We start from the raw sequence: 19,669 nt of genomic DNA, 5'->3' as shown, positions 1-19,669 counted from the left end.
TTAGGAATGGAATATTAAATCAGCTGCTGTCAGAAACTTGGCTCCAGATGTAAGGTGCTAAGCGTTTTGTTGATAGAGCCGAAGGTGAACCGGATGGTGGTGCCGATTAAATCCTTATCATTTTCGAACCATCTTTGTTTCATCGGAACCCGTTTTAATTGTCTGGTAATGTTATTGCGTAAGGGGTTTTGGGTGGTTTCATTGGTGGAGGTTTCTTCCAGCGATTCTTCCAGTCCTTCCTGCACCTCCTGCGTGGTTTCTTCTTCTATTTCCTGTTCAAAAATGGAATAGTTGACAGTAGCAGTGACTGCACCAGTCAGGAAAGAGGCCAGGCCTCCGAATACCGCGGCCGATAAAACCCCTGAGCCGACAGGTTTGCCATTAAAGACATTGGAGAGTGCTTTGCCTCCTGCACCGATCAGCATACCGGTAATAACGGAGGTGATTACTTTTATGCCAATGACGGCAAACGTACTGGTGACGCCTGCTGCTCCAACAATGTAGGGGATTAAATAATAGGCCCCGACACCGGCAGCCAGCCCTGTTGCACCACCAATGATCATAGCGCCTGCCCAGCCTTTTAAGCCCCAAACCTGATCACTCGGTTTTTCCCATACCTTTTGCGTAACGTCATAAATCAAACCACCAATGCCGGCGCCTATCAGTCCGGCTCCGATGGTGTTGGCCAGCGCACCGCCTGTAATAATAATGGCGCCAATACCAGCGGCTATGTAAGCCACATCTATGACCGTTTGAACAATGAAGTCCAGCCACGAGTGCCCGGTAGGATCTGTTAAACCCATTGGGTCACTGGACACATAGGCATAGAGGTTATAGGTATCCCTGTCCAGTAGTTTGCCGCCAAAGCCATCATCCGGCGTGAGGAAATGGCATATCCGCGGATCGTAGTAACGTGACTGCATATAGTAAGCCTTGATACCATTGTCGTATTCGCCATCAGAGAAATAGATGCGAAAGGCATTGCTACCTGTTTGCGATTTTATATTACCGAACGGATCAAATGTTACCGTGGCAGTGGTATTGCCGGATGCGTCTGTGGTGACGCGGGTATTTTTTCTGTAGTCATTAATGAAATAGGTATCGCCTGGGGCCGGGATGCCTTGTGATGGTGTTGGGGTACCGGTATCGGCGATGGTTCTGGTAAAGATCCGGTCACCTGTTCCGTTGACATGGCAGGTGTGTTGTACGTTGCCTCCCTGAAACTTTACGACTTCGTATTCCGGAGCAATGTAGTAGGTAGTGACACCTGGTTCACTTTTTACCATTCGTTGCCCGGTATGATCATAAGCGAAGGTATCATCACCTGCAGCTACCAATCGTTGTTCGCTGTCATAACTGTACTGGGTAGTTGTTGTATCGTATTGTAGTTGTGTAAGGCTACCTGCAGTATTATACTGTGCTGTAAAGGAGGCGTTGGTGCCGCCGGATTGGGGCGCATAGCCCTGATATAGCAGGGTATCTCCATTGAGATGGGTACAGTTGCCTGACTGATCATATTGGTAGGAGAACGTCTCCGCATTTTCATTGGCAGCAATTAATCTACCGGTTGAATCATATTGATAACTGTTAGGCTGCGCCGTTGTACCATCGTTTATAACCGCGTCGGTCGCATTGCGAACGATGGTGTCTGAAAAGATATTGTTTTGCTGGCTGGTAGCCTGGTAACTCATGATTCTGCCATAGTTGTCATATCCCATGGCTTTACTGACACCGTTTTTATAGGTGATGAGCTGTGGGTGATCCCGCATATCAAACTGATCGTAGACAGCGAGGCCGGTTAGCTGATCGCTGGTACCTGTAAAATCAATCTGCTTAAGGATGCCATTACTGCTATAGGTATTGTTTTGAATAGCGCCATCCGGAAAGGTAATGGACGATGTTTGCGCATCAGGGGTATACACCTTACTAATCGTATAGGTATCACTGCTGATGGTGACTTGTTTTGTTGTAATGAGCGCGTCTGCATTATAGCCATAGGTAAACTGATCGCCTGATGGCAACACTACCTTCGTAAGCATACCTGTTCCATAAGTGGCAGCAGTATCATCATAGGTGAATTGGGTGATCTCACCTTTGTCGGTCACTTTTTTGGTAAGGCGACTGATCTCATCTTTATATAAAGTAACGGTATTACCGGCGATTGTTTCGGTAGCCGTGCGCTGCTGATCATTGTACGTAATACTTTTACTATAGGCAGGCGTTGTGATGGCTGTTTTTCTTTCCAGTGAATCGTAACTGATCTGCGTGGTGATATTGGTGGGATCTGTAACGGAAATTAATAGTCCCAGGCCATTATATTGGTATTGGGTGCTACCTCCGTCTGCACTGGTTTTGGTAAGCGGCAACGGGCCTTTGGGACCGAGTCCGTGAGTGACGGATGTGGTGCGCGCTTCGGGGGTACCAACGGCTGTTATTACCTGCTCCGTGGTAATCTTCGAATAGGTCCTGGTAGTGGTTACTACCGGGTTGTTGGGATCAGCGGCAGGTGTTGTCTGCTGTATATTTCTGCCGAAGGCATCATATGTCCAGGTAATGGGCAAACTGGTGGTGTGCTCGAAATAGGGTAATGTTTCCGTTAGTTTTTGCCCGCTTTCGTTATAAGTAGTATCAATGATGATGGTTTTATTGCCGGATACATCAGGCCGGGTTATTTTTGTTTTTCTTCCCAGTCCGTCGTAATACGTCTTCGTGGTTTTCCAGTTGTCATCTGTCCAGGAAACCCGGTTGCTGAGGTTATAACATAATTGGTTGTTCTCGAATGTCCAGCTGTACTGTGTTGTTGCCACCTGGCTCTTATTCGGCGCCGTTCTTGAAACTGATTTGACACGACCCAGTCCATCTGTTTCCTGTTGCTTAATGGCGCCATTGGCTTCTGTTTTACTCGTGAGCTTGCCGAAGGCAGGGTCATAACTAAACTGCTTGGTTAATGTAACACCTGTTGCCAGCGTCACCGTTTTGGATGCTATAAAAGTGTAGAACGACTGTTCTATGGTAGTGGTGGTAGCAAATCCGGCAGCATCTGTTTCCAGAGTGAGATTTCCCATGGCGTCATACTGATAGGTGGTCTTTAACCATTGCGCTGCCACACTCTCCCAGATATCATGTTCTTTGGTTAAGTAGGTGCTGTCATAATAGGAGAACTGTTCTTTCTTGAGTAAGTTTTGCAAACCGTTATCTGCATAATACTGATGCTCGTGTATCAGGCCTATTCTCCAGTTGGTTTCATCATTGATATAATTCCTGATTTCCGTTACCCTTGCGGCCATGCCATTTCCATCGGTATCAATGCGGTTGGCATTACCATGATCGTCAAATTGTTTCCCTACCGTGACGGTGGTATCCGGCGTATCCGTATTGGCAGCGAATGTATAATATTTGGTGATGGTGGAGTCATTGAGTATCAGGTACGCGTTGTTTTGCTGTGGGGTCTGATAGGTATAATCCACTGTTTTCATAAACGTCTGATCGCTGGTGCGCCGGGTACTTTGTTTTTTTATCACCTGTGTACAAGGGAAGGTTTGTAACAGCAACAGCTGGTCGGTGGTGTCCATGCTGTGGTCTGAAATGCTGACGCTGCCAAAGCCCAGCCAGCCCCTGCCTGATCTGTCAATTACAGCATCTGCATAATTATAGCTGGTGACCCATGCGCCGCCGATGCCATCTTTTTTGGTGTAGGAACCAACGACATATTTAGGAATCGGTGTTCTTTGCAGTACATCTTTGCCGGCTGCTATGCCCGGGATGTTGTAATCGCCCAGCTGAATATTGTAACTCATGCCGTTTACTTTTGCATGCATCAGGCTTCTGGGTTCCATGGATCCATTCGCTGCAGCGCCAGAAATGCTGTATACGGCCGGATCTGTAATGGGACTGTATTGTGGCAGGTATTGTCCGCCGGTACCATTAGCGATGGTCGTTATCAAATCGGGGTAAGCACCTGTGGGCGAAAGTACCTGTGTGGCCTGGGTACCATCGTTGTCTGTGAGATAAACAAGGTTACTGAATCCGGTGCCATATAAATCCAGGGGCATTAATAATCCGCCAAAGAGTGTGCCCTGGGGAAACTGATTGATACCCGACATCATACTCAACTGAGCGTTGAAAACCCGTACAACGGAAATAGCCAGGTTATTATCCTGTTGCGTGAGTAATAATAATTCCGGTACGGGAGCCGCAGTCAGGGAAGTGAGCATCACAGATACACCGGAAGAAAAACCGGTAGCCAGAGAGGCGCCCGCACTAAATGTTTGTCCGTTGTTGACCAGTATCTGCAGATTCACATTGTCGGTGCCAGTGATATAGATAAGATCCATATTGCCGTCGGCATTGATATCTATCGGAATCAGGCTGCCGCCTGCATCCAGTTGATCCGTGAAGGTATTATTAACCTGCGTGAAGCCGTTTCTGCTTTTAGAAAAGAAAGAGGTAAAGCTGAGATTCTGATTGACATCGCTTGTCACATACAGTAAGTCATCTCTGCCATCTGCATTCAGATCTATGGCAATAAGGGAACCACCAAAGAAGGCATTGTAGGTGGTGCCGCCGGCAGGCGTAAAGGTGGCGCCATCGGAGAATAATACATTCAGGCCCAGGCTGTCATTGTCCTGATAACTATACACCAGATCTGCCAGTCCGTCGCCATCTACGTCAGCAGCCAGTAAATCGCCTCCAAACGATAAATTGGTGGTTTGTGTAGTGCCGGGAGAAAGCGTCCAGGAATTACCGCTGGATTGTGCCGTGAACAGCGTCAACGCCAGGTTGTCATTGTCCTGTGTGGCATATACCAGTTCGTTTTTTCCATCGCCGTTTGCATCCAATGGGATAAACAGTCCGCCAAACTGTAAATTCGTTTGCACCGGAATTGCATCGGAAAATTTGCCATTTAACTGCGACAGATAAATGTTGAGGTTTAAATTATTACTGCTATCACTGTAGGCATTGACGAAGTCCAGACTCCCGTTGCCCGTCAGGTCTATTGGTATGAATAGGCCGCCCCAGTCAATACCGGAGGTAGGAATGGTGGTGGCGGCATTGTAATTGCAGCCGGCATCCTGCCACGAGAAGGTAGTGGGAAACAGGGCCGTACCATCTTTGTCTGATTGCGTTACCGCTGTCAGGCGGCTTCGTTGCGTGGAGGAACTGTATTCATAGGTAAATGCATAAGTCATGACCAGTGTTTCATCTACATGGGTCGTTAAGGAGGTAAGCCGTATGCTGGCCGAAGTTTCAAATCCTGCTACATATCCGGATTCAATATCTTGCCGGTTCTCATAGTTAAATCTGACGGATCGTCTGGCAGCAATGTTTTGTTGGGTATTGGCCGTATAGTCAATACGGGAAGGAAACCTGCGCCAGCCCGTGCCGGCGGCGGTATAGGTAAACGTAATGGTGTTGCCGGAGAGGTCTGTGATACTGCTGAGATACCAGGCCATAATAGTAGGATTGGTAGCGGATGTCACGCCTTGGGAGTCGGTGGTGGTGCCATACCGATAGATTTTTCCATCCGGATTATACACAGTGAAACTGTCTGGTCCCTGCCGGTTGCTGGTGCCGTTATATACGGGTACGATTTTGTGCCACGACTGGCGTTCGGTTTCATAGATAGCGCCGGTATCGAAGTAGGAGGAGCCGGTACGCAGTACCATTCTGGCGTGATCGATATTCAGCCGATCGGTATCACTCAACGTGATGCCTGCGATAAAACCATCCTGATCAAGCGTGGCGCCGGTTCTTTCAATGACGGATAATCCATTGAGCTGACAGCCCATGCCTAATAGGCTATTCCCCCAGGCGCTGTTGTAGTTGAGGTTTAGTTTAGGCTGCATCTGCGCAATACCGGGGGGTACGTCCAGCTGAAAAGTGTAGTTACTACCGCCATTGTGGTCAATAGAGAATTTGGCGGGAATACTTCCTGCGTAAGTCATGGTAATGTTGTTTTAGATCAGATGTAATACACTGTCCGATCACACAGGGTGTTATCGAAAGCGTTGTCAGACTATTGATGCCAGTGTTGGAATAATGAAATGATTACGTAACAATGGGGTATATACTTTATGTACAGGAATAAAGCATATCCATGTCATCTGAAAGGGTATTCCGTTTTAAAAGGGTATTAAGGTGTTGTTTAAGTTATATCGGTTATTTTGAGTAAGGTGTTTTGATTTACATTCATCGGGTACATGGTGACTATCCTTTCTTAGTGTGCCTTTGCCAGGGAAATTTTTAGCTGGGGTTTCGTAGGGTTTAAACCAGCAATGATACTGCTATGGAATTCTACTGAAAAAGTAGGTAATTTTTTTTATTGACACAAATTTTTTTTTGAAAGATAGATGAATGCAGCGGAGGAGGTGGTCGCTGTAGTATATGTTGGTAAAGGGTTTTGACGTGTGTGGAAATATTTTCGATAGGTTCGTGATCCTTTCTATATTAATTTATGAGAAGTATGGATGTTGGTACGCATGATATTTTTAAGTAACCATCCTTGTTTTTTCTTTTAAATAAAAAACACTTATTTTCGTACGACATCTCCGCACTATATTTTTTTTCCTGACTTCCACTACTGATATTATTTTACCCAAAAAATCAGAAGGCATTCCTTGTGCTTAGGTGGTGCATTCGTAGTAGTAAGGTAGTAGTAAGCAAATGGGGTAATATAGTATTATTCAGGTAACATTTTCCGCTTTGATGTTGGTCTTTTGTTGCACCGCGTAAACCTGTGTAGCACCCATAGTTGTAGGGTGCATAAGTGCAATGGGAGGGAAGGGGGAACGATACGTTTCTGAGGATGTAAAGCGGTGTTTCTTTTTAAGCAGGGTGCCGGTACTCACTCGGCGACTTCCCCGTTTTCGCCTTAAAGATTTTAGTAAAATGCGAAGGATAGGCAAAGCCGAGTTCGTAGGCAATTTCACTGATCGAACTTTCAGAGCCCCATAATAATGACTTGGCTTTTTCTACCAGCTCGAGATGAATATGTTCCACTGTACTTTTTCCTGTGAACTTTTGCAGCAGGTCTGAAAGATAGCCGGTGGACAAGTTCAGCTTTGAGGCAAAGTAAGTGACCGGAGGTAAGCCGGATACTGTCAGTGTGCTGTTGTTAAAGTAATCTTTCAGCAATGTTTCAAACCGTTGTACCACATCAGCATTCACTTTGGCCCGGGTATAAAACTGCCGGTCATAAAAGCGGTTACAGTAATTCAGGAGTAGCTCTATCGTACTGACCATTACGCTTTGCGTATGCTTATCAATTGGCAGTGTATATTCTCTGGCAATTTTATCAATACAATCTTTGATGATTTTATTTTCTTCTTCCGAAATGTGCAATGCCTCGTTCACCTCGTAATGAAAGAAAGAATATTGGTGCATCTTTTTGCCCAGATCAGTTCCATGCAGCAGATCGGGATGAATGAACAAGGCCCATCCTTCATCCACAGTGAGGTCTGGCCCCGATCCGATTATCTGCCCCGGTGCAGTGAACAATAGCGAACCTTGTCTGAAATCGAACTGACTTTTACCATAATACAAGAGTCCTTCGAATCGTTTGCAGGAGATGGTGTAAAATCCGAACCGGAATAACCCCTCCATCTTCGGGCGCTTGCAATAAAAATCGGCGTGATCGATGACGCTGATCAGCGGATGCCGGGGCGGGGCATATTGTACCAGTTCATGCAGATCACTGATAGTTGCCAGGTCGATATATGGTTGCGTCACTTTTTTCATGGGTCTTACAAAGTTAAAGAAAAGATGGTCCTGCAATACTGTATTGCAGGACAACTTTTGTTTAGATACCGGTTTGGCTGATCAGCATCTTTTTAAAGGTGATATCATCTGTTTGCTGCCGGGCCTCCAGCAATGCTACGGCATCCTGGCCTACAGGATATCTAAGTTTGTCGCTGTTATCTGTAGCAGCTGCGTAGATGGCTTCGGCTACTTCGCCCAGATTTTCAGACATCGGCCACTGCTCCAGTTTGCCCAGAAACTGATCAAATGGCGGCTGGTAGTCGGTCAGGCTGCCTACGCCGTAATAACTCATGGAGCGCCCGGCGAAGTCTGTTTTGTAACCACCTGGTTCTACCAGCTTTAGCCGGATGCCCAGCGGGTTCAATTCATATTGCAGGGATTCTGTCAGTCCTTCTACGGCAAATTTAGTAGCGTGGTACAGGGTAGAGAAGGGGAAGGTTACTCTGCCACCTACGGAAGATACATTGATGATGGTACCGGCTTGCTGCGCCCGCATGCCGGGCAGTACTGCCCGGGTAACTTCAATCAACCCAAAGAAGTTCACATCAAACTGTTGCCGGATTACTGGCTCCGGTGCTGCTTCCAGTGCGCCCAGTGTGCCAAAACCGGCGTTGTTCACCAGTACATCGATCCGGCCGAATGTCTGTATACCTGTTTGCACAGCTTGGGTAATACTGTCGTTGTCGGTGACATCCAGTTTGGTGACCAATACCCCCGGGAGGGCTGCCAGTTCCGGTTCTTTTTCAGGGGAGCGCATCGTGGCGATGACGTTCCAGCCTTTTTGATGAAATAATTGCACGGTAGCTTTGCCAAAGCCGGAAGATGCGCCGGTAATGAATATTGTTTTTTTCATTTGCGTAGTTGTTATTTGTACGGTACAAAGGTCTCACGCGGTGGCTGTGTTCATTTATATGTTTCCCGGGAAGGCTTATACATTTCTTGCATTTTATCCGCCAGATAATTATTTTCCGGTGTTGATCTCCCGGATCAATAACCAGATAGTTCCCGGATAATGTCTGCTATAGCGGAACTTAAAATTTGGACTTCCCTGCTTCTTTTGTATTTTGAGCATAGATCCAACAGTGTTGTATAGCACTCATTATTCATTGCATCCATCATGAAGCTTACACTCAGGAATGAACATACAGGAGGGGAGTTGCTGCTCTTCAAGGAAGAAGCGGGTTTTGACAGATTATGTTTCTCAAAGGACCGGTTTAATAAATATTTTACCATTGCCTGGAATCCGGGGCCGGAGCAGCAGGTGACGATCGATGGCACGGAGCATACCTTTCCCGCCAATTCGCTGCTGACGCTTTTGTTTAATCAGTCTTTCAGTTTTGAAAACGCTGCGGATATTATTGCCTGGCAGTTTAACCGGGAATTTTACTGCATTATAGATCATGACCGCGAAGTGAGCTGTGTTGGATTCTTGTTTAGTACAACCGATTATATGTTTGTACCGCTGGATGATACCGCGCGGCAAAAAATACAACGGTTGTCGGAAATCTTCATGGATGAATTTCATACGACTGATACTATTCAGCAGGAAATGCTGCTCGTACTGTTGAAGCGATTGATCATGTATGTGACCGGGTTGGCCAGGGCCGGCTATGCACCGGTGAAAAAGCTGCCGGACGAAAGATTTCATATCATCCGGAAGTTCAACCTGCTGGTGGAGGCCAACTTCAAATCCGAGCATTCCGTTAGTTTCTATGCGGAGCAGCTTTGTAAGTCGCCTAAGACCTTATCCAATCTGTTTGCGCTTTTTAATCACAAAACACCTTCGCAGGTAATCCAGGAAAGAATTACGGTGGAAGCCAAACGCCTGTTGTATTATACCGACAAATCCATCAAACATATCACTTATGAACTGGGATTTGAAGATGTATCTTACTTCTCTAACTTCTTCAAGAAAAATGCAGGGGTATCTCCCTCGGATTTCAGAAATTCTCTGGTAATGATCAAAGAAGGGAAATAATCACAACTAATCGGGAAATGTGTTCATCTCCGCCGGCTGCTATTCGTCGCACCTTTGTATCGTTGATGCAAACAAAAACATCAACCACAAAAAAGATGATACTTTCAATAGTAAGAAAATCCTTCAAAAGCGCGATGGTAGCGTTCTTCGTTATGCTCACTGCTATCACCGGTATAACCATTGCAGCAAATGCACAGGCCGTAAAGAATGTAGTATTGGTACATGGCGCCTTCGCAGATGGTTCCGGTTACCAGGGTGTTTATAAAGTCCTGAGCCAACAAGGATATCATGTGACGGTGGTGCAGAATCCCTTGTCTTCGCTGGAAGATGATGTGGCCGCCACCAAACTGGCGCTGGACGCGCAGGATGGCCCGGCGATCCTTGTGGGGCACTCCTGGGGTGGCGTGGTAATCACGGAGGCGGGCAATCATCCGAAAGTAGCCGGATTGGTGTATATCGCTGCCTTCCAGCCAGATAATGGTGAATCAGCATTAAAATGGTTTCAGACTGCCCAGCCTGCACCAGAGAACGGCGTATTGCCGCCCGATGAAAAAGGCATCGTTTATTATGATAAAGAAAAGTTCCATGCCGGTTTCTGTGCGGATCTGCCCAAAGAACAAGCGGCGTTTATGTATGCCTCCCAGGGCGCATTTTACGGCAAATGCTTTGTAAGCACTATTACAACAGCTGCCTGGAGAACCAAACCTACCTTTGGTATTGTGGCTACGGAAGATAAAAGCATCAACCCCGATATTCAGCGTAATATGTACAAACGATCCAATACCAAAGTAACCGAGATCAAGGGCAGCCACGCTGTTTATGTATCGCAGCCACAGCGGGTAGCTGCGGTGATCATGCAGGCCGCCAAAGCGGTAGCGGGTAAATAATTTTACATCGCAACAGGATAATACTTTTCTGCCGGCTGCTGTAAGTGCTCACTTACAGCAGCCTTTTTTTATAGCGTATAGGTGCATCCCGCAAAGAGCCATATTATCTGATCCAGGTAGCCAGATCTGTTACCGTGGCCTGTACCGGAAATACTTTGGTGGTTAATACCTGTTGTACTTCGGCGTCTCTGTCGGCACAGCAATCGGCAATGACGGTGAGTTCATAGTCTTTGTCGGCAGCTTCCCGAACGGTGGATAATACTACGCCAGAAGTACTGACGCCGGTCAGCACCAGGTGCTGTATCCCTTTTGCGCGCAGGATTACTTCCAGGTCGCTGCCGGTGAAAGCGCTGTACCGGCGTTTGATAACAATAATATCGCCGTTTTCCGGTTGCAGGTCCGGATGAATCTGTGCCCATTGGGCCGCGAATGCGGGTGTCCACATGGCTTTGTTGTGGAAGGCTGCAAAGCTTTTATTGCGATCGCTGATTTCCGGTGCATCCGCGCGGAAAGCCACCACTACATAAATGACCGGGATGTTTTCCGCCCGCGCATGGGCAATGGCCTGTGCCACCTTTTGTACAAAGGTGGTGGTATCTTCGATACGCTGTAAAATGGCATTTTGTACATCCATTACCAGCAAAGCTGTTGGGTGGTTGTGTTGCATGGCTGTTCAGATTTCGTTAGCGATAAGTTCCCGCACCGGCGCCGGCGTTTTTTTCTTTTTGCTGGCATTAAACAACCGATAAAATACCACGGCAATAAGAAGTGCCAGCAATCCCTGTATTAAAAGCGTATAGTTGCTGCCGATATGTTCAGAAGCATAACCTGTCAGTAAACTACCCAATGGCAGCATACCGAAAATAGCGGTTAGTAATATGCTGATGATTCTGCCGCGCAGGTGCGGGGTTGTTTCAGATTGTACGATGATATTACAGGTGGTAAACTGCATGACAGCGCCGAATCCGGTAAATACCACGAATAGCATGGCCAGGTGGAAGTGGGTTGTCTGCGAAAAACAGATCAGGCCAAGGCCGAGTACAATGGTACTGAGGATTAAGTAAAGCCGGAGCTGATCATTTTTCTGCAGGGATGCCAGCATAATGGTACCGGATACAGCGCCCAACCCGATGAAGCCGGAGATATAACCAAAAGTGGCCGCGCCGCCCTGGAAAGTAACTTTGGCCACCTCGGGTAGCAGGGTGTCGTAAGGCAGTACCAGTAATCCTATCAGACTAAGCATCAGAATTACATAGCCAATGGCGGGTGTTTCTTTCAGATAAACGACACCTTCCTTGAATTCTTCTATGATCTTCTTATCTGTTATCTTTTTCTGGTAAGGTGTTAATTTCATCCGCGAAAAGCAGACAATTACCAGCATAAAACCTACTGCATTGATCACAAAGCAGATGCCTGCGTTCCAGTGCTCTAATATAAAACCGGCTGCTGCGGGCGCGAGTACTTTGGTGGCACTGGCCATGGCAGCACTTAACGAAAGGGCGCCGGGAACATCGCTTTCTTCCTGTACGACCTGATTGATCAGGGTTTGCCGCGCCGGCACATCAAATGCATTGATGATACCCAGTACTACGCTTAAACTCAGTATCTCCCATACCACCAGGTGATTGGTCAGCAAGAGTATGGCCAGTAAAGCAGTTTGTATTACTGCGGCTATCTGGGTCCAGCGGATAATGGCGGCACGATCATAACGGTCGGCTACCACGCCGCCGGCAAAAGAAAAGAGAAACGAGGGGAACTGCTCTGCAAATACCGTTACGCCCAGCATAAACGGAGAATGGGTGAGCGAATAAATGATCCATACCACTGCGGTTCGCTGCATCCAGGTACAAAATTGGGATATGGAACGTCCGGCATAATAATACTTGAAATTATCACTTCTGAAAGCCCTGAACGTTGTGACACTACTTATACTCATCGCTGGCTATTAATAAATCAAACACTCACTTTTGACAAAAAATGGGAAAACGTCAAATCTTAGACAAAAAAAATCAGGCACCCAGTTCCCTGGCTACTAACCGTGCCAGCATATTGACCCCATTTTCCCATTGCAGAGAATAGCCTTCTATGGCCGACTCCCGCCGGATACCGCGAATACTGCTGAGGAATACGAATAATAAGGTGTCCAGAGAAGCGGGCGTGGGTTTCGGAATTTCCTGACTGGCAACGGCCTCCCGGATCACCTGCTTGAGCAAAACCGTTTCCGCCTCCATCATTTTCAGATGCACTTTCGACATAAGGTCTGAATACCGGGAACGTTCTTCCTGGTCCATGCCCGACTCTATGGCGGCCATGAAATTCCTGGTTTTCTCGGAGCCTTTGATTTTAGTCATACAAAAAGCCCGGATTTTAGCTTCCAGCTTTTTTTCTGCCTGCATGACACCCTCCAGTTCATGCTTCACTTCTTCTACCAAAGAAAACAGTACCGCTTCAAACAGCTCATCCCGGTTCTTAAAATAATAATACAGGGCGCTCCGGGTTTTACCGATAGCTTTGGCTACATCGTCCATCGTTACTTTCCTGATACCGTGCCGTTGATATAATTGTTGCGCGGTTTGTAAGACCTGACTGATGAGTAATTCCTCTTGTGTAAGGGCCATGTTTGAATGATTGAAATATATTTTCGAATTGTAAAAGTATAACATTTTGACAGATTTGCAAATTTTGTCAAAATGATGAATGGGTTGACCGAAATCTGCCAATCTTCACAAAAACTACCGGTAGTGGTGGTTTTACAACCAGGAGTAGTGGTCCGACAACTAATGGTAGTGGCATTTTTTTGATCGGGAACAGGAAGGTAGAGACCTTTGTAACAGCAAAAAATAAAATAAACCGAGGCTATGTTAGCGCATAAAACAATTGGCAACAAGATTGCCGAAGCACGAAAAAAAATTAATATTTCACAGGCTCAGCTGGCACAACAACTATTCATCAGTGCCCAGGCAGTCGGGAAGTGGGAACGGGGAGAATCGTTACCGGATATTACTACTTTAAACCGGCTGGCGGAAATCCTGGGCGTTGACCTGAACTATTTTTCAGAGAACTTCTCGTCTGCGACCACCGACAGTACAGATGCTGCCTCCTGGGCGGAGGAAGGGGCTGAATCGCCGGCGGCAAAGCTCCCGCAAAAGCGTAGCTGGGATATGTCTGGGGGAAACTGGCAGGACGCAGACTTTTCCGGGTTGAAGCACCTGCAGGAGAAATTCAGTGGTTCCAACCTGCAGCGCTGCCAGTTTATTGGGGCAGATCTGGCCGGACTGCTATTGAAAAGTAATCATGTGGATAGTTGTGACTTCTCCGGTTCAGATATCAGCAACAGTCACCTGCAGTATTCCCACTTCCATAACAACCTGTTTAAAGACTGTTCCCTGAAAGGAAGCACCTTTACCAGTTGTCATATCAAAGAGGGGGATTTCTCCGGCGCCGATATCAGTGGCAACCACGTAGTACGCACACACTTTGACAACAGCCAGTTTAGGCATAGCTCCCTGCAGGCAACGGAGTTTTTACGCAGCTATATCAAAGGTGGCGATTTCTCCGGCGCCGATTTTACCGATACCGTCTTTAAATCAGGTTCCCTGCTGCACAGCAACCTGACGAATGCTGTGTGGCATCGTACTGCTTTTCAGGAGATGCAGCTGGCGGATCTGGTTTTTGATGGCGCCTGGGCTGACTGCTCTTTTGAAGATTGTGCCTTTTCCAATATCACCTTCCAAAACGCCACCCTGACAAATATCTTCTTCAAAGGTAAAAGCAGGAGCATGAAGCAGCTCCGGTTTATGAACTGTCAGGTGGATAAACTGACGTATGCTTTTCTGAAAAGCGGAAAAGCAGATTTAACGGGTATCACATTGTTAACATCATAAAGGAGTTCATCAACATGTCGCAAAATGAAATAGCTATCTCCGTACAGGGGCTAAAAAAATCCTATAAGAAAGTACCCGTGTTGACAGGGGTAGATTTCGAAGTAAAGACAGGCAGTATTTTCGCCCTGCTCGGATCCAATGGTGCCGGCAAGACCACCATTGTACGGATCCTCACCACGTTGCTGCAACAAGACCAGGGAAACGTTATCGTAAACGGTTACAACGTGGCCTCAAAACCCGAACAGGTGCGGCAATCGATCAGTCTGACCGGACAATTTGCCGCTGTAGATGAGATTTTAACCGGGCGGGAGAATCTGGTGATGATCGCCCAGCTGCGGCACCTGAAAGATGCGCGGCAGGTGGCGACTGATTTGCTGCACCGTTTCGGTTTAACCGAGGCCGCAGACCGCAGGGTAGCCACTTATTCGGGCGGTATGCGCCGCCGGCTGGATATTGCCATGAGTCTGGTGGGAAAACCACCGCTCATCTTCCTCGACGAGCCAACTACCGGCCTTGATCCCGAAGTACGCCTGGAGTTCTGGCAGATTGTGAAGGAACTGGCCGCCGACGGCACCACCGTATTTCTGACTACGCAATACCTGGAAGAGGCGGAGCAACTGGCCGACCGGATTGCCATTCTGCATGAAGGAAAGATTATTGTGAGTGGCACACTCGCGGAACTGAAACAACTGTTTCCACCTGCAAAGATGGAATATATTGAAAAACAGCCGGGCCTGGAAGAAATATTCCTCGCCATCATCGGTAAAAAAACAACCAAATAAAATGGAAACGATCAATCAATACTTTTTCAGTGATATGTGCGTGATGCTGGGACGTTCCATGCGTCATGTATTACGCAGCCTGGACACCATCATTACGGTGACGATTATGCCCATTGCCATGATGCTGTTGTTCGTGTATGTATTAGGCGGCGCTATTCATACCGGCACCGATAACTATGTGAATTACCTGCTGCCGGGAATCCTGCTGATTGCCATCGCCAATAGCATCGGCTACGTATCTTATCGCCTGTTCAATGATGTGCAACGGGGCATATTCGAGCGGTTCAATTCCATGCCGATTGCGCGTTCGGCTGCGCTCTGGGGGCATGTGCTGACGGCATTGGTATCCAATGCCATTTCTATTGCTGTAGTCATACTGGTAGCATTGGTGATGGGTTTCCGTTCGCCGGCAGGGGTGTTATCATGGCTGGCCGTGGTGGGTATACTGGCCCTGTTTACATTGGCTTTAACCTGGATTGCGGCGATTGCCGGACTATCCGCCAAATCGTTGGATGGCGCCGTGGCAGTGGCCTATCCGATTCACTTACTGCCATTAATCAGCTCGGCGTTTGTGCCGACGGCGTCTATGCCGGTGCCGGTGCGTGCCTTTGCCGAAAATCAGCCAGTGACGGCTATCGTGGAAACGATCCGTGCCCTGCTGTCCAACCAGCCGGTAGGCATTGAAATATGGGTGGCGCTGGCGTGGTGTATCGGTATTATGCTCGTAGCTTATGCCTTTGCAGTGAGGGCATACAGGAAGCGGGTGTAACCGCTGTTTGTTAATAGGAAACCATCATTATTTTCGTATAATCGTTACCGTATTTTACCCCGGTTGATTAAACGAAGCCATGTAGTTGGTAGAACTGGTAACAGGTTTTACCAACTTTTTCGTGGTAGTAATAAGATGAAAATATAAACCAGTTATGGATGTTGCATGTCTGGTGTGAGATAACGCCCGGTATAAAAACTCCAGTGGTAGTTGCCCAGCATCACTTTCTCCAGGGCCCATACGCAGTTGGCTACCATCGCGGTATAGGCGCCGAAATCCGGTAGTGCGAGCCGGATCGCGACAAATTTTTCTACGGCTGTATGGTGCAATTGCACAACTTCGCTGATCGCTGCTGTTTCCGATTTTCCTTCCTGTTGTAATATCAGTACCAGGTTCATCACCTCGTTCTTTTGTGTTTTTTCCTGCGGATAAGACAGGATATCATTGGTGTAAATAAGGATATCGGTAGTGAGGCTGATGAGTTGCTGCAGGATCGGATGTTGCCATATTTCTTCCGGTAATACGATACCTAGGGAGAGTTCAATAAAAGGCGTCACATAAGGCGCTGCCCCCACCGATTTTTTTCTCACTGCCAGATAATCAGCTGAATGGATGAACGCTGTTTGTTCAATATAAGGGGCTTCTGCCAGCGTACCATTAAGATATACAAAGATACTTGCTATCAGCTGATCGAGCCAGTTGGCCGGCATCAGAGCCCTTGATTGTGCGGCGATGGCTGTCAGCATTTCACACAGGGCGGCTTCGGTAGCAGTATGTGCCTGGTAGCTTTCCTGGCGCAGGGCGTGATGAAAGTTCTGGTGTACCGGTAACAATTTATCCGGGGGATAGTCATGATAATGGTCATCATTGATAAACATACATAGGGTATACCTGCTGATAAGTTGTAGCTGCTGATAGCCGGCATGCGGATACAGATAGCAGGCAAATCCTGCTGCACTGGTGGCGGCCAGTTTTTGCCGGTGTTTTTTGTGGAGGCCGGGTACTGCTTGCAATTGCTGATTCATTTCAGTTTCCAGTGCATGTATATGCGGACTGACCAGATAAGGAAAAGGAAAATCCAGCCGGATAGTAGTGGAAGTGTTCATAAGATAATATTTCCATGATAAAATGGTATTGGAGGAAAGGAGGGTTTGCAGGAAATACAAATATACCGGCGTCTTTGTTCTCTATAGGAATCCTGTGGGTTTTATGGCCATAGACAGGCTTTATACCTGGTGTTGTCCGACAGCAATGCAGCGCGCTATTTTAGCTGATGGGCCTGCGTTCCTGCCACATATGTGTGTATTAATTTTGATGTCAGATAAGACATATTGTTGCGCAAGACAATCATCTGCAATCCTATAACACTATTTTACTCACTTATCAGCCTTCTTATTGATTTTGTTTTGTGCCCTTTATATACCCTATAGCTTGGCGATCCGTTTTTTATAATGATTTAATCTGTTAACCATGTACTTTACTTTTACGCGTAAGGTATCTTTCCAGTACCTATATCGTTTACTGTCCCTGTGTAGCGTATTACTGTTATTTGGGTCGATTACCCGGTCGCAACCTGTGCATTGTGTGCGGGCTACAAGCGCCAGTGTCAGCGGACCTACCGCTATTACCAATCCGCAATTGGCGGTGGATAATGATTTGTCTACAGGCGCTTCATTTTTATTCAAATCGGCTAACGCAGGAGCAAAACTGATTTTAACTTTTCCGGAAAGTTCTCATCCCGGTGATAGCCTTTTTATTATTATTGGCAGTGGAGGTGCTGCTAGTTCTTATTTTGTCGAAGCCCACATATTTATTTACGATGGAGATACTGAGCGGGAGAATCTTCTGATAACAGGGTTTAATCGCTTCGATGGGGATGCTTACACCATCTATCGCAGGCAATTTCCTGAATCATTCAATAAAGTGATTATTGCGTTAGGCCCCTATCCATATATCGATAAACTTATTTCAATAAAAGCAGCTTATTTTTCCCGGGCTTTTCCCACTGTTAGTACACCGGATAAGTTATGTGAGGGAACGAACACTACTTTACATGCTATTGCACCCGCACAGAGCGTTTTTAAATGGTATACAGTGCCAACAGGTGGTATACCGCTATATACAGGCGCTGACTTTACCACGCCGGAGCTTTTGGGTAATACAACTTATTACGCCGAAACAACAGATGCCACCAATGGTTGTGCAACAGATACCCGAACAAAAGTAGATATTACGGTTTCACCTACTGCCGGAACGTTTACAAAGTCATGGAACAAAACATACGGCGGTAGCGGGCTGGATGACCTGTATCATGTAAGCCTTGCTACCGACGTGGGGTATCTGCTTTGCGGCACTTCTACTTCCCAGAATGGCGACGTGACAGATGGCAACAGTGGCCAGCAGGATTTTCTGGTGGTTAAAACAGATTCCACGGGTACTAAAAAATGGAATAAAACGTATGGCGGTAGCGATAATGATGTATTGCACGCGGCCGTAAAAGCACCAGGTAATGGTTTTCTGCTGACAGGGTATACTTTATCCGCAGATAAGGATGTAACAGATGGTAATAATGGCGGGGAAGATGCCTGGATTGTACGGGTAGATAATACAGGCAATAAGCTGTGGGATAAGACTTTTGGCGGTACCGGTAATGACCGGATCAATGCCGTGGTAGCCAGTCCGGAAGGAGGCTATTTATTGGGTGGAACTACCTGGTCTACGAATGGGGATGTGACAGATGGTAACAATGGTAAGTCCGATATCTGGATTGTACGGCTGGGAACTGGTGGTGTAAAGCTATGGGATAAGACTTTTGGTGGCAATGATGTGGACGTGCTGACATCCATCGCTGCCACCCCGGATTCGGGGTATCTGTTGGGAGGATATACGCGTTCGCTCAATGGCGATATTACAGATGGTAATAACGGCGCAGAAGATTACTGGATCATTAAAATAGATGCCAACGGTAATAAGCAATGGAATAAAACTTTTGGCGGCGGGGCTGCGGATATCCTCAAACGGGTGTTGTATACGGAGGATGGTGGCTATTTGCTGGCGGGTACCTCCCGGTCTGTAGATGGAGACGTAACAACCGGTAACAAAGGGTTAGAAGATTTCTGGGTGGTAAAAACGGATGCGCAGGGCAACAAAGAATGGGAAAAATCCTATGGTGGTAGCAGTTATGATATACTGACGACCGTACAATCGGTCAAGGGTGGTTGGTTGCTGGGAGGGTATACCCGTTCTGCAGATGGCGATATTAAAACGGGTAATAAAGGAGAAGATGATTTCCTGGTTTTATTAATCAGCTATACCGGCCGGTTGGGGAGTAGCTATACGTTGGGAGGCAGTAAGGCTGATCTGTTGTATTCTCTGAGAACCACCACGGTGCCGGGTGAACTGATACTGGGCGGATTTTCCTATTCTACAGACGGTGATATTTCGGATGGCAATAATGGGTTGGAGGATTTTCTGCTGCTGAAAGTGGCGGCTGCCTATAACTGTGAGGGGGCTGGGAAGCCCGCTACTACAACAGTGCCAGCTAATAGTACACCTATGCCGTTACCATAAAATTTCCGGCAGCTATTCTCTGGTAACGATCACCTGCGTTT

The 19,669-nt window shown here is 47.0% G+C and carries 13 protein-coding genes; 6 read left to right on the top strand and 7 right to left on the bottom strand.

Going from position 1 to position 19,669, the window contains the following annotated elements:
* Positions 1-29: 29 nt before the first annotated feature.
* The 3 genes from OL444_RS23350 to OL444_RS23340 all read right to left on the bottom strand — a co-directional run bounded on the left by OL444_RS23350 (position 30) and on the right by OL444_RS23340 (position 8,611).
* Positions 30-5,945, bottom strand: coding sequence for an RHS repeat-associated core domain-containing protein (locus OL444_RS23350; RefSeq protein ID WP_264729425.1), 5,916 nt, complete (start codon positions 5,943-5,945; stop codon positions 30-32).
* Positions 5,946-6,825: 880 nt separating this feature from the next.
* On the bottom strand, positions 6,826-7,737 hold the full coding sequence (locus OL444_RS23345; protein ID WP_264729426.1) for a helix-turn-helix domain-containing protein: 912 nt from the start codon (positions 7,735-7,737) through the stop codon (positions 6,826-6,828).
* Between the two features lie 61 nt (positions 7,738-7,798).
* A complete protein-coding gene (locus OL444_RS23340) occupies positions 7,799-8,611 on the bottom strand; it encodes an SDR family oxidoreductase (protein ID WP_264729427.1) in 813 nt (270 codons plus the stop codon).
* 264 nt (positions 8,612-8,875) lie between these two features.
* Between OL444_RS23340 and OL444_RS23335 the strand changes: the two genes are divergently transcribed.
* Both OL444_RS23335 and OL444_RS23330 read left to right on the top strand, forming a co-directional pair.
* Entirely contained in the window at positions 8,876-9,736 is an 861-nt protein-coding gene (locus OL444_RS23335) for a helix-turn-helix domain-containing protein (protein WP_264729428.1), read from the top strand.
* A 95-nt stretch (positions 9,737-9,831) separates the two neighbouring features.
* Positions 9,832-10,623 carry an alpha/beta hydrolase gene (locus tag OL444_RS23330; protein WP_264729429.1) on the top strand — a complete coding sequence of 264 codons (792 nt, stop codon included), beginning with the start codon at positions 9,832-9,834 and terminating at the stop codon, positions 10,621-10,623.
* A 103-nt stretch (positions 10,624-10,726) separates the two neighbouring features.
* Here the strand turns inward: OL444_RS23330 and OL444_RS23325 are convergent, their stop codons facing one another.
* The 3 genes from OL444_RS23325 to OL444_RS23315 form a co-directional block, all read right to left on the bottom strand.
* Complete coding sequence (locus OL444_RS23325; protein WP_264729430.1) at positions 10,727-11,290, bottom strand: cysteine hydrolase family protein; 564 nt, start codon at positions 11,288-11,290, stop codon at positions 10,727-10,729.
* Positions 11,291-11,296: 6 nt separating this feature from the next.
* Positions 11,297-12,559, bottom strand: a complete 1,263-nt coding sequence (locus tag OL444_RS23320; protein WP_264729431.1) for an MFS transporter — start codon at positions 12,557-12,559, stop codon at positions 11,297-11,299.
* A 73-nt stretch (positions 12,560-12,632) separates the two neighbouring features.
* A complete protein-coding gene (locus OL444_RS23315; protein WP_264729432.1) occupies positions 12,633-13,241 on the bottom strand; it encodes a TetR/AcrR family transcriptional regulator in 609 nt (202 codons plus the stop codon).
* Between the two features lie 240 nt (positions 13,242-13,481).
* Here OL444_RS23315 and OL444_RS23310 point away from each other — a divergent pair, with 240 nt between their 5' ends.
* Genes OL444_RS23310 through OL444_RS23300 form a run of 3 tightly spaced genes read left to right on the top strand, consistent with a single transcriptional unit; the run spans position 13,482 to position 16,058 of the window.
* The gene (locus OL444_RS23310; protein ID WP_264729433.1) at positions 13,482-14,507 is read left to right on the top strand and encodes a pentapeptide repeat-containing protein; all 1,026 of its coding nucleotides are present in this window, start codon (positions 13,482-13,484) and stop codon (positions 14,505-14,507) included.
* A gap of 14 nt (positions 14,508-14,521) precedes the next feature.
* The gene (locus tag OL444_RS23305) at positions 14,522-15,289 is read left to right on the top strand and encodes an ABC transporter ATP-binding protein (RefSeq protein WP_264729434.1); all 768 of its coding nucleotides are present in this window, start codon (positions 14,522-14,524) and stop codon (positions 15,287-15,289) included.
* A gap of 1 nt (position 15,290) precedes the next feature.
* Entirely contained in the window at positions 15,291-16,058 is a 768-nt protein-coding gene (locus OL444_RS23300; RefSeq protein ID WP_264729435.1) for an ABC transporter permease, read from the top strand.
* A 152-nt stretch (positions 16,059-16,210) separates the two neighbouring features.
* Here the strand turns inward: OL444_RS23300 and OL444_RS23295 are convergent, their stop codons facing one another.
* Positions 16,211-17,164 (bottom strand): terpene synthase family protein, encoded by a 954-nt coding sequence (locus tag OL444_RS23295; RefSeq protein ID WP_264729436.1) that lies wholly within the window; start codon positions 17,162-17,164, stop codon positions 16,211-16,213.
* Positions 17,165-17,528: 364 nt separating this feature from the next.
* Here OL444_RS23295 and OL444_RS23290 point away from each other — a divergent pair, with 364 nt between their 5' ends.
* The gene (locus OL444_RS23290) at positions 17,529-19,628 is read left to right on the top strand and encodes an immunoglobulin domain-containing protein (RefSeq protein ID WP_264729437.1); all 2,100 of its coding nucleotides are present in this window, start codon (positions 17,529-17,531) and stop codon (positions 19,626-19,628) included.
* Positions 19,629-19,669: the final 41 nt, after the last annotated feature.

Origin of the sequence: Chitinophaga nivalis (genome assembly GCF_025989125.1) — a bacterium.
Taxonomy (GTDB): domain Bacteria; phylum Bacteroidota; class Bacteroidia; order Chitinophagales; family Chitinophagaceae; genus Chitinophaga; species Chitinophaga nivalis.
This window is presented reverse-complemented; position numbering and strand designations above follow the sequence as displayed.

Excerpts from the sequence above, each read along its gene's own strand:
- OL444_RS23300 (WP_264729435.1), top strand. The coding sequence starts at position 15,291 with ATGGAAACGATCAATCAATACTTTTTCAGTGATATGTGCGTGATGCTG.
- OL444_RS23315 (WP_264729432.1), bottom strand. The coding sequence starts at position 13,241 with ATGGCCCTTACACAAGAGGAATTACTCATCAGTCAGGTCTTACAAACC.
- OL444_RS23340 (WP_264729427.1), bottom strand. The coding sequence starts at position 8,611 with ATGAAAAAAACAATATTCATTACCGGCGCATCTTCCGGCTTTGGCAAA.
- OL444_RS23320 (WP_264729431.1), bottom strand. The coding sequence starts at position 12,559 with ATGAGTATAAGTAGTGTCACAACGTTCAGGGCTTTCAGAAGTGATAAT.
- OL444_RS23310 (WP_264729433.1), top strand. The coding sequence starts at position 13,482 with ATGTTAGCGCATAAAACAATTGGCAACAAGATTGCCGAAGCACGAAAA.
- OL444_RS23335 (WP_264729428.1), top strand. The coding sequence starts at position 8,876 with ATGAAGCTTACACTCAGGAATGAACATACAGGAGGGGAGTTGCTGCTC.
- OL444_RS23325 (WP_264729430.1), bottom strand. The coding sequence starts at position 11,290 with ATGCAACACAACCACCCAACAGCTTTGCTGGTAATGGATGTACAAAAT.
- OL444_RS23350 (WP_264729425.1), bottom strand. The coding sequence starts at position 5,945 with ATGACTTACGCAGGAAGTATTCCCGCCAAATTCTCTATTGACCACAAT.
- OL444_RS23330 (WP_264729429.1), top strand. The coding sequence starts at position 9,832 with ATGATACTTTCAATAGTAAGAAAATCCTTCAAAAGCGCGATGGTAGCG.
- OL444_RS23295 (WP_264729436.1), bottom strand. The coding sequence starts at position 17,164 with ATGAACACTTCCACTACTATCCGGCTGGATTTTCCTTTTCCTTATCTG.
- OL444_RS23290 (WP_264729437.1), top strand. The coding sequence starts at position 17,529 with ATGTACTTTACTTTTACGCGTAAGGTATCTTTCCAGTACCTATATCGT.
- OL444_RS23345 (WP_264729426.1), bottom strand. The coding sequence starts at position 7,737 with ATGAAAAAAGTGACGCAACCATATATCGACCTGGCAACTATCAGTGAT.
- OL444_RS23305 (WP_264729434.1), top strand. The coding sequence starts at position 14,522 with ATGTCGCAAAATGAAATAGCTATCTCCGTACAGGGGCTAAAAAAATCC.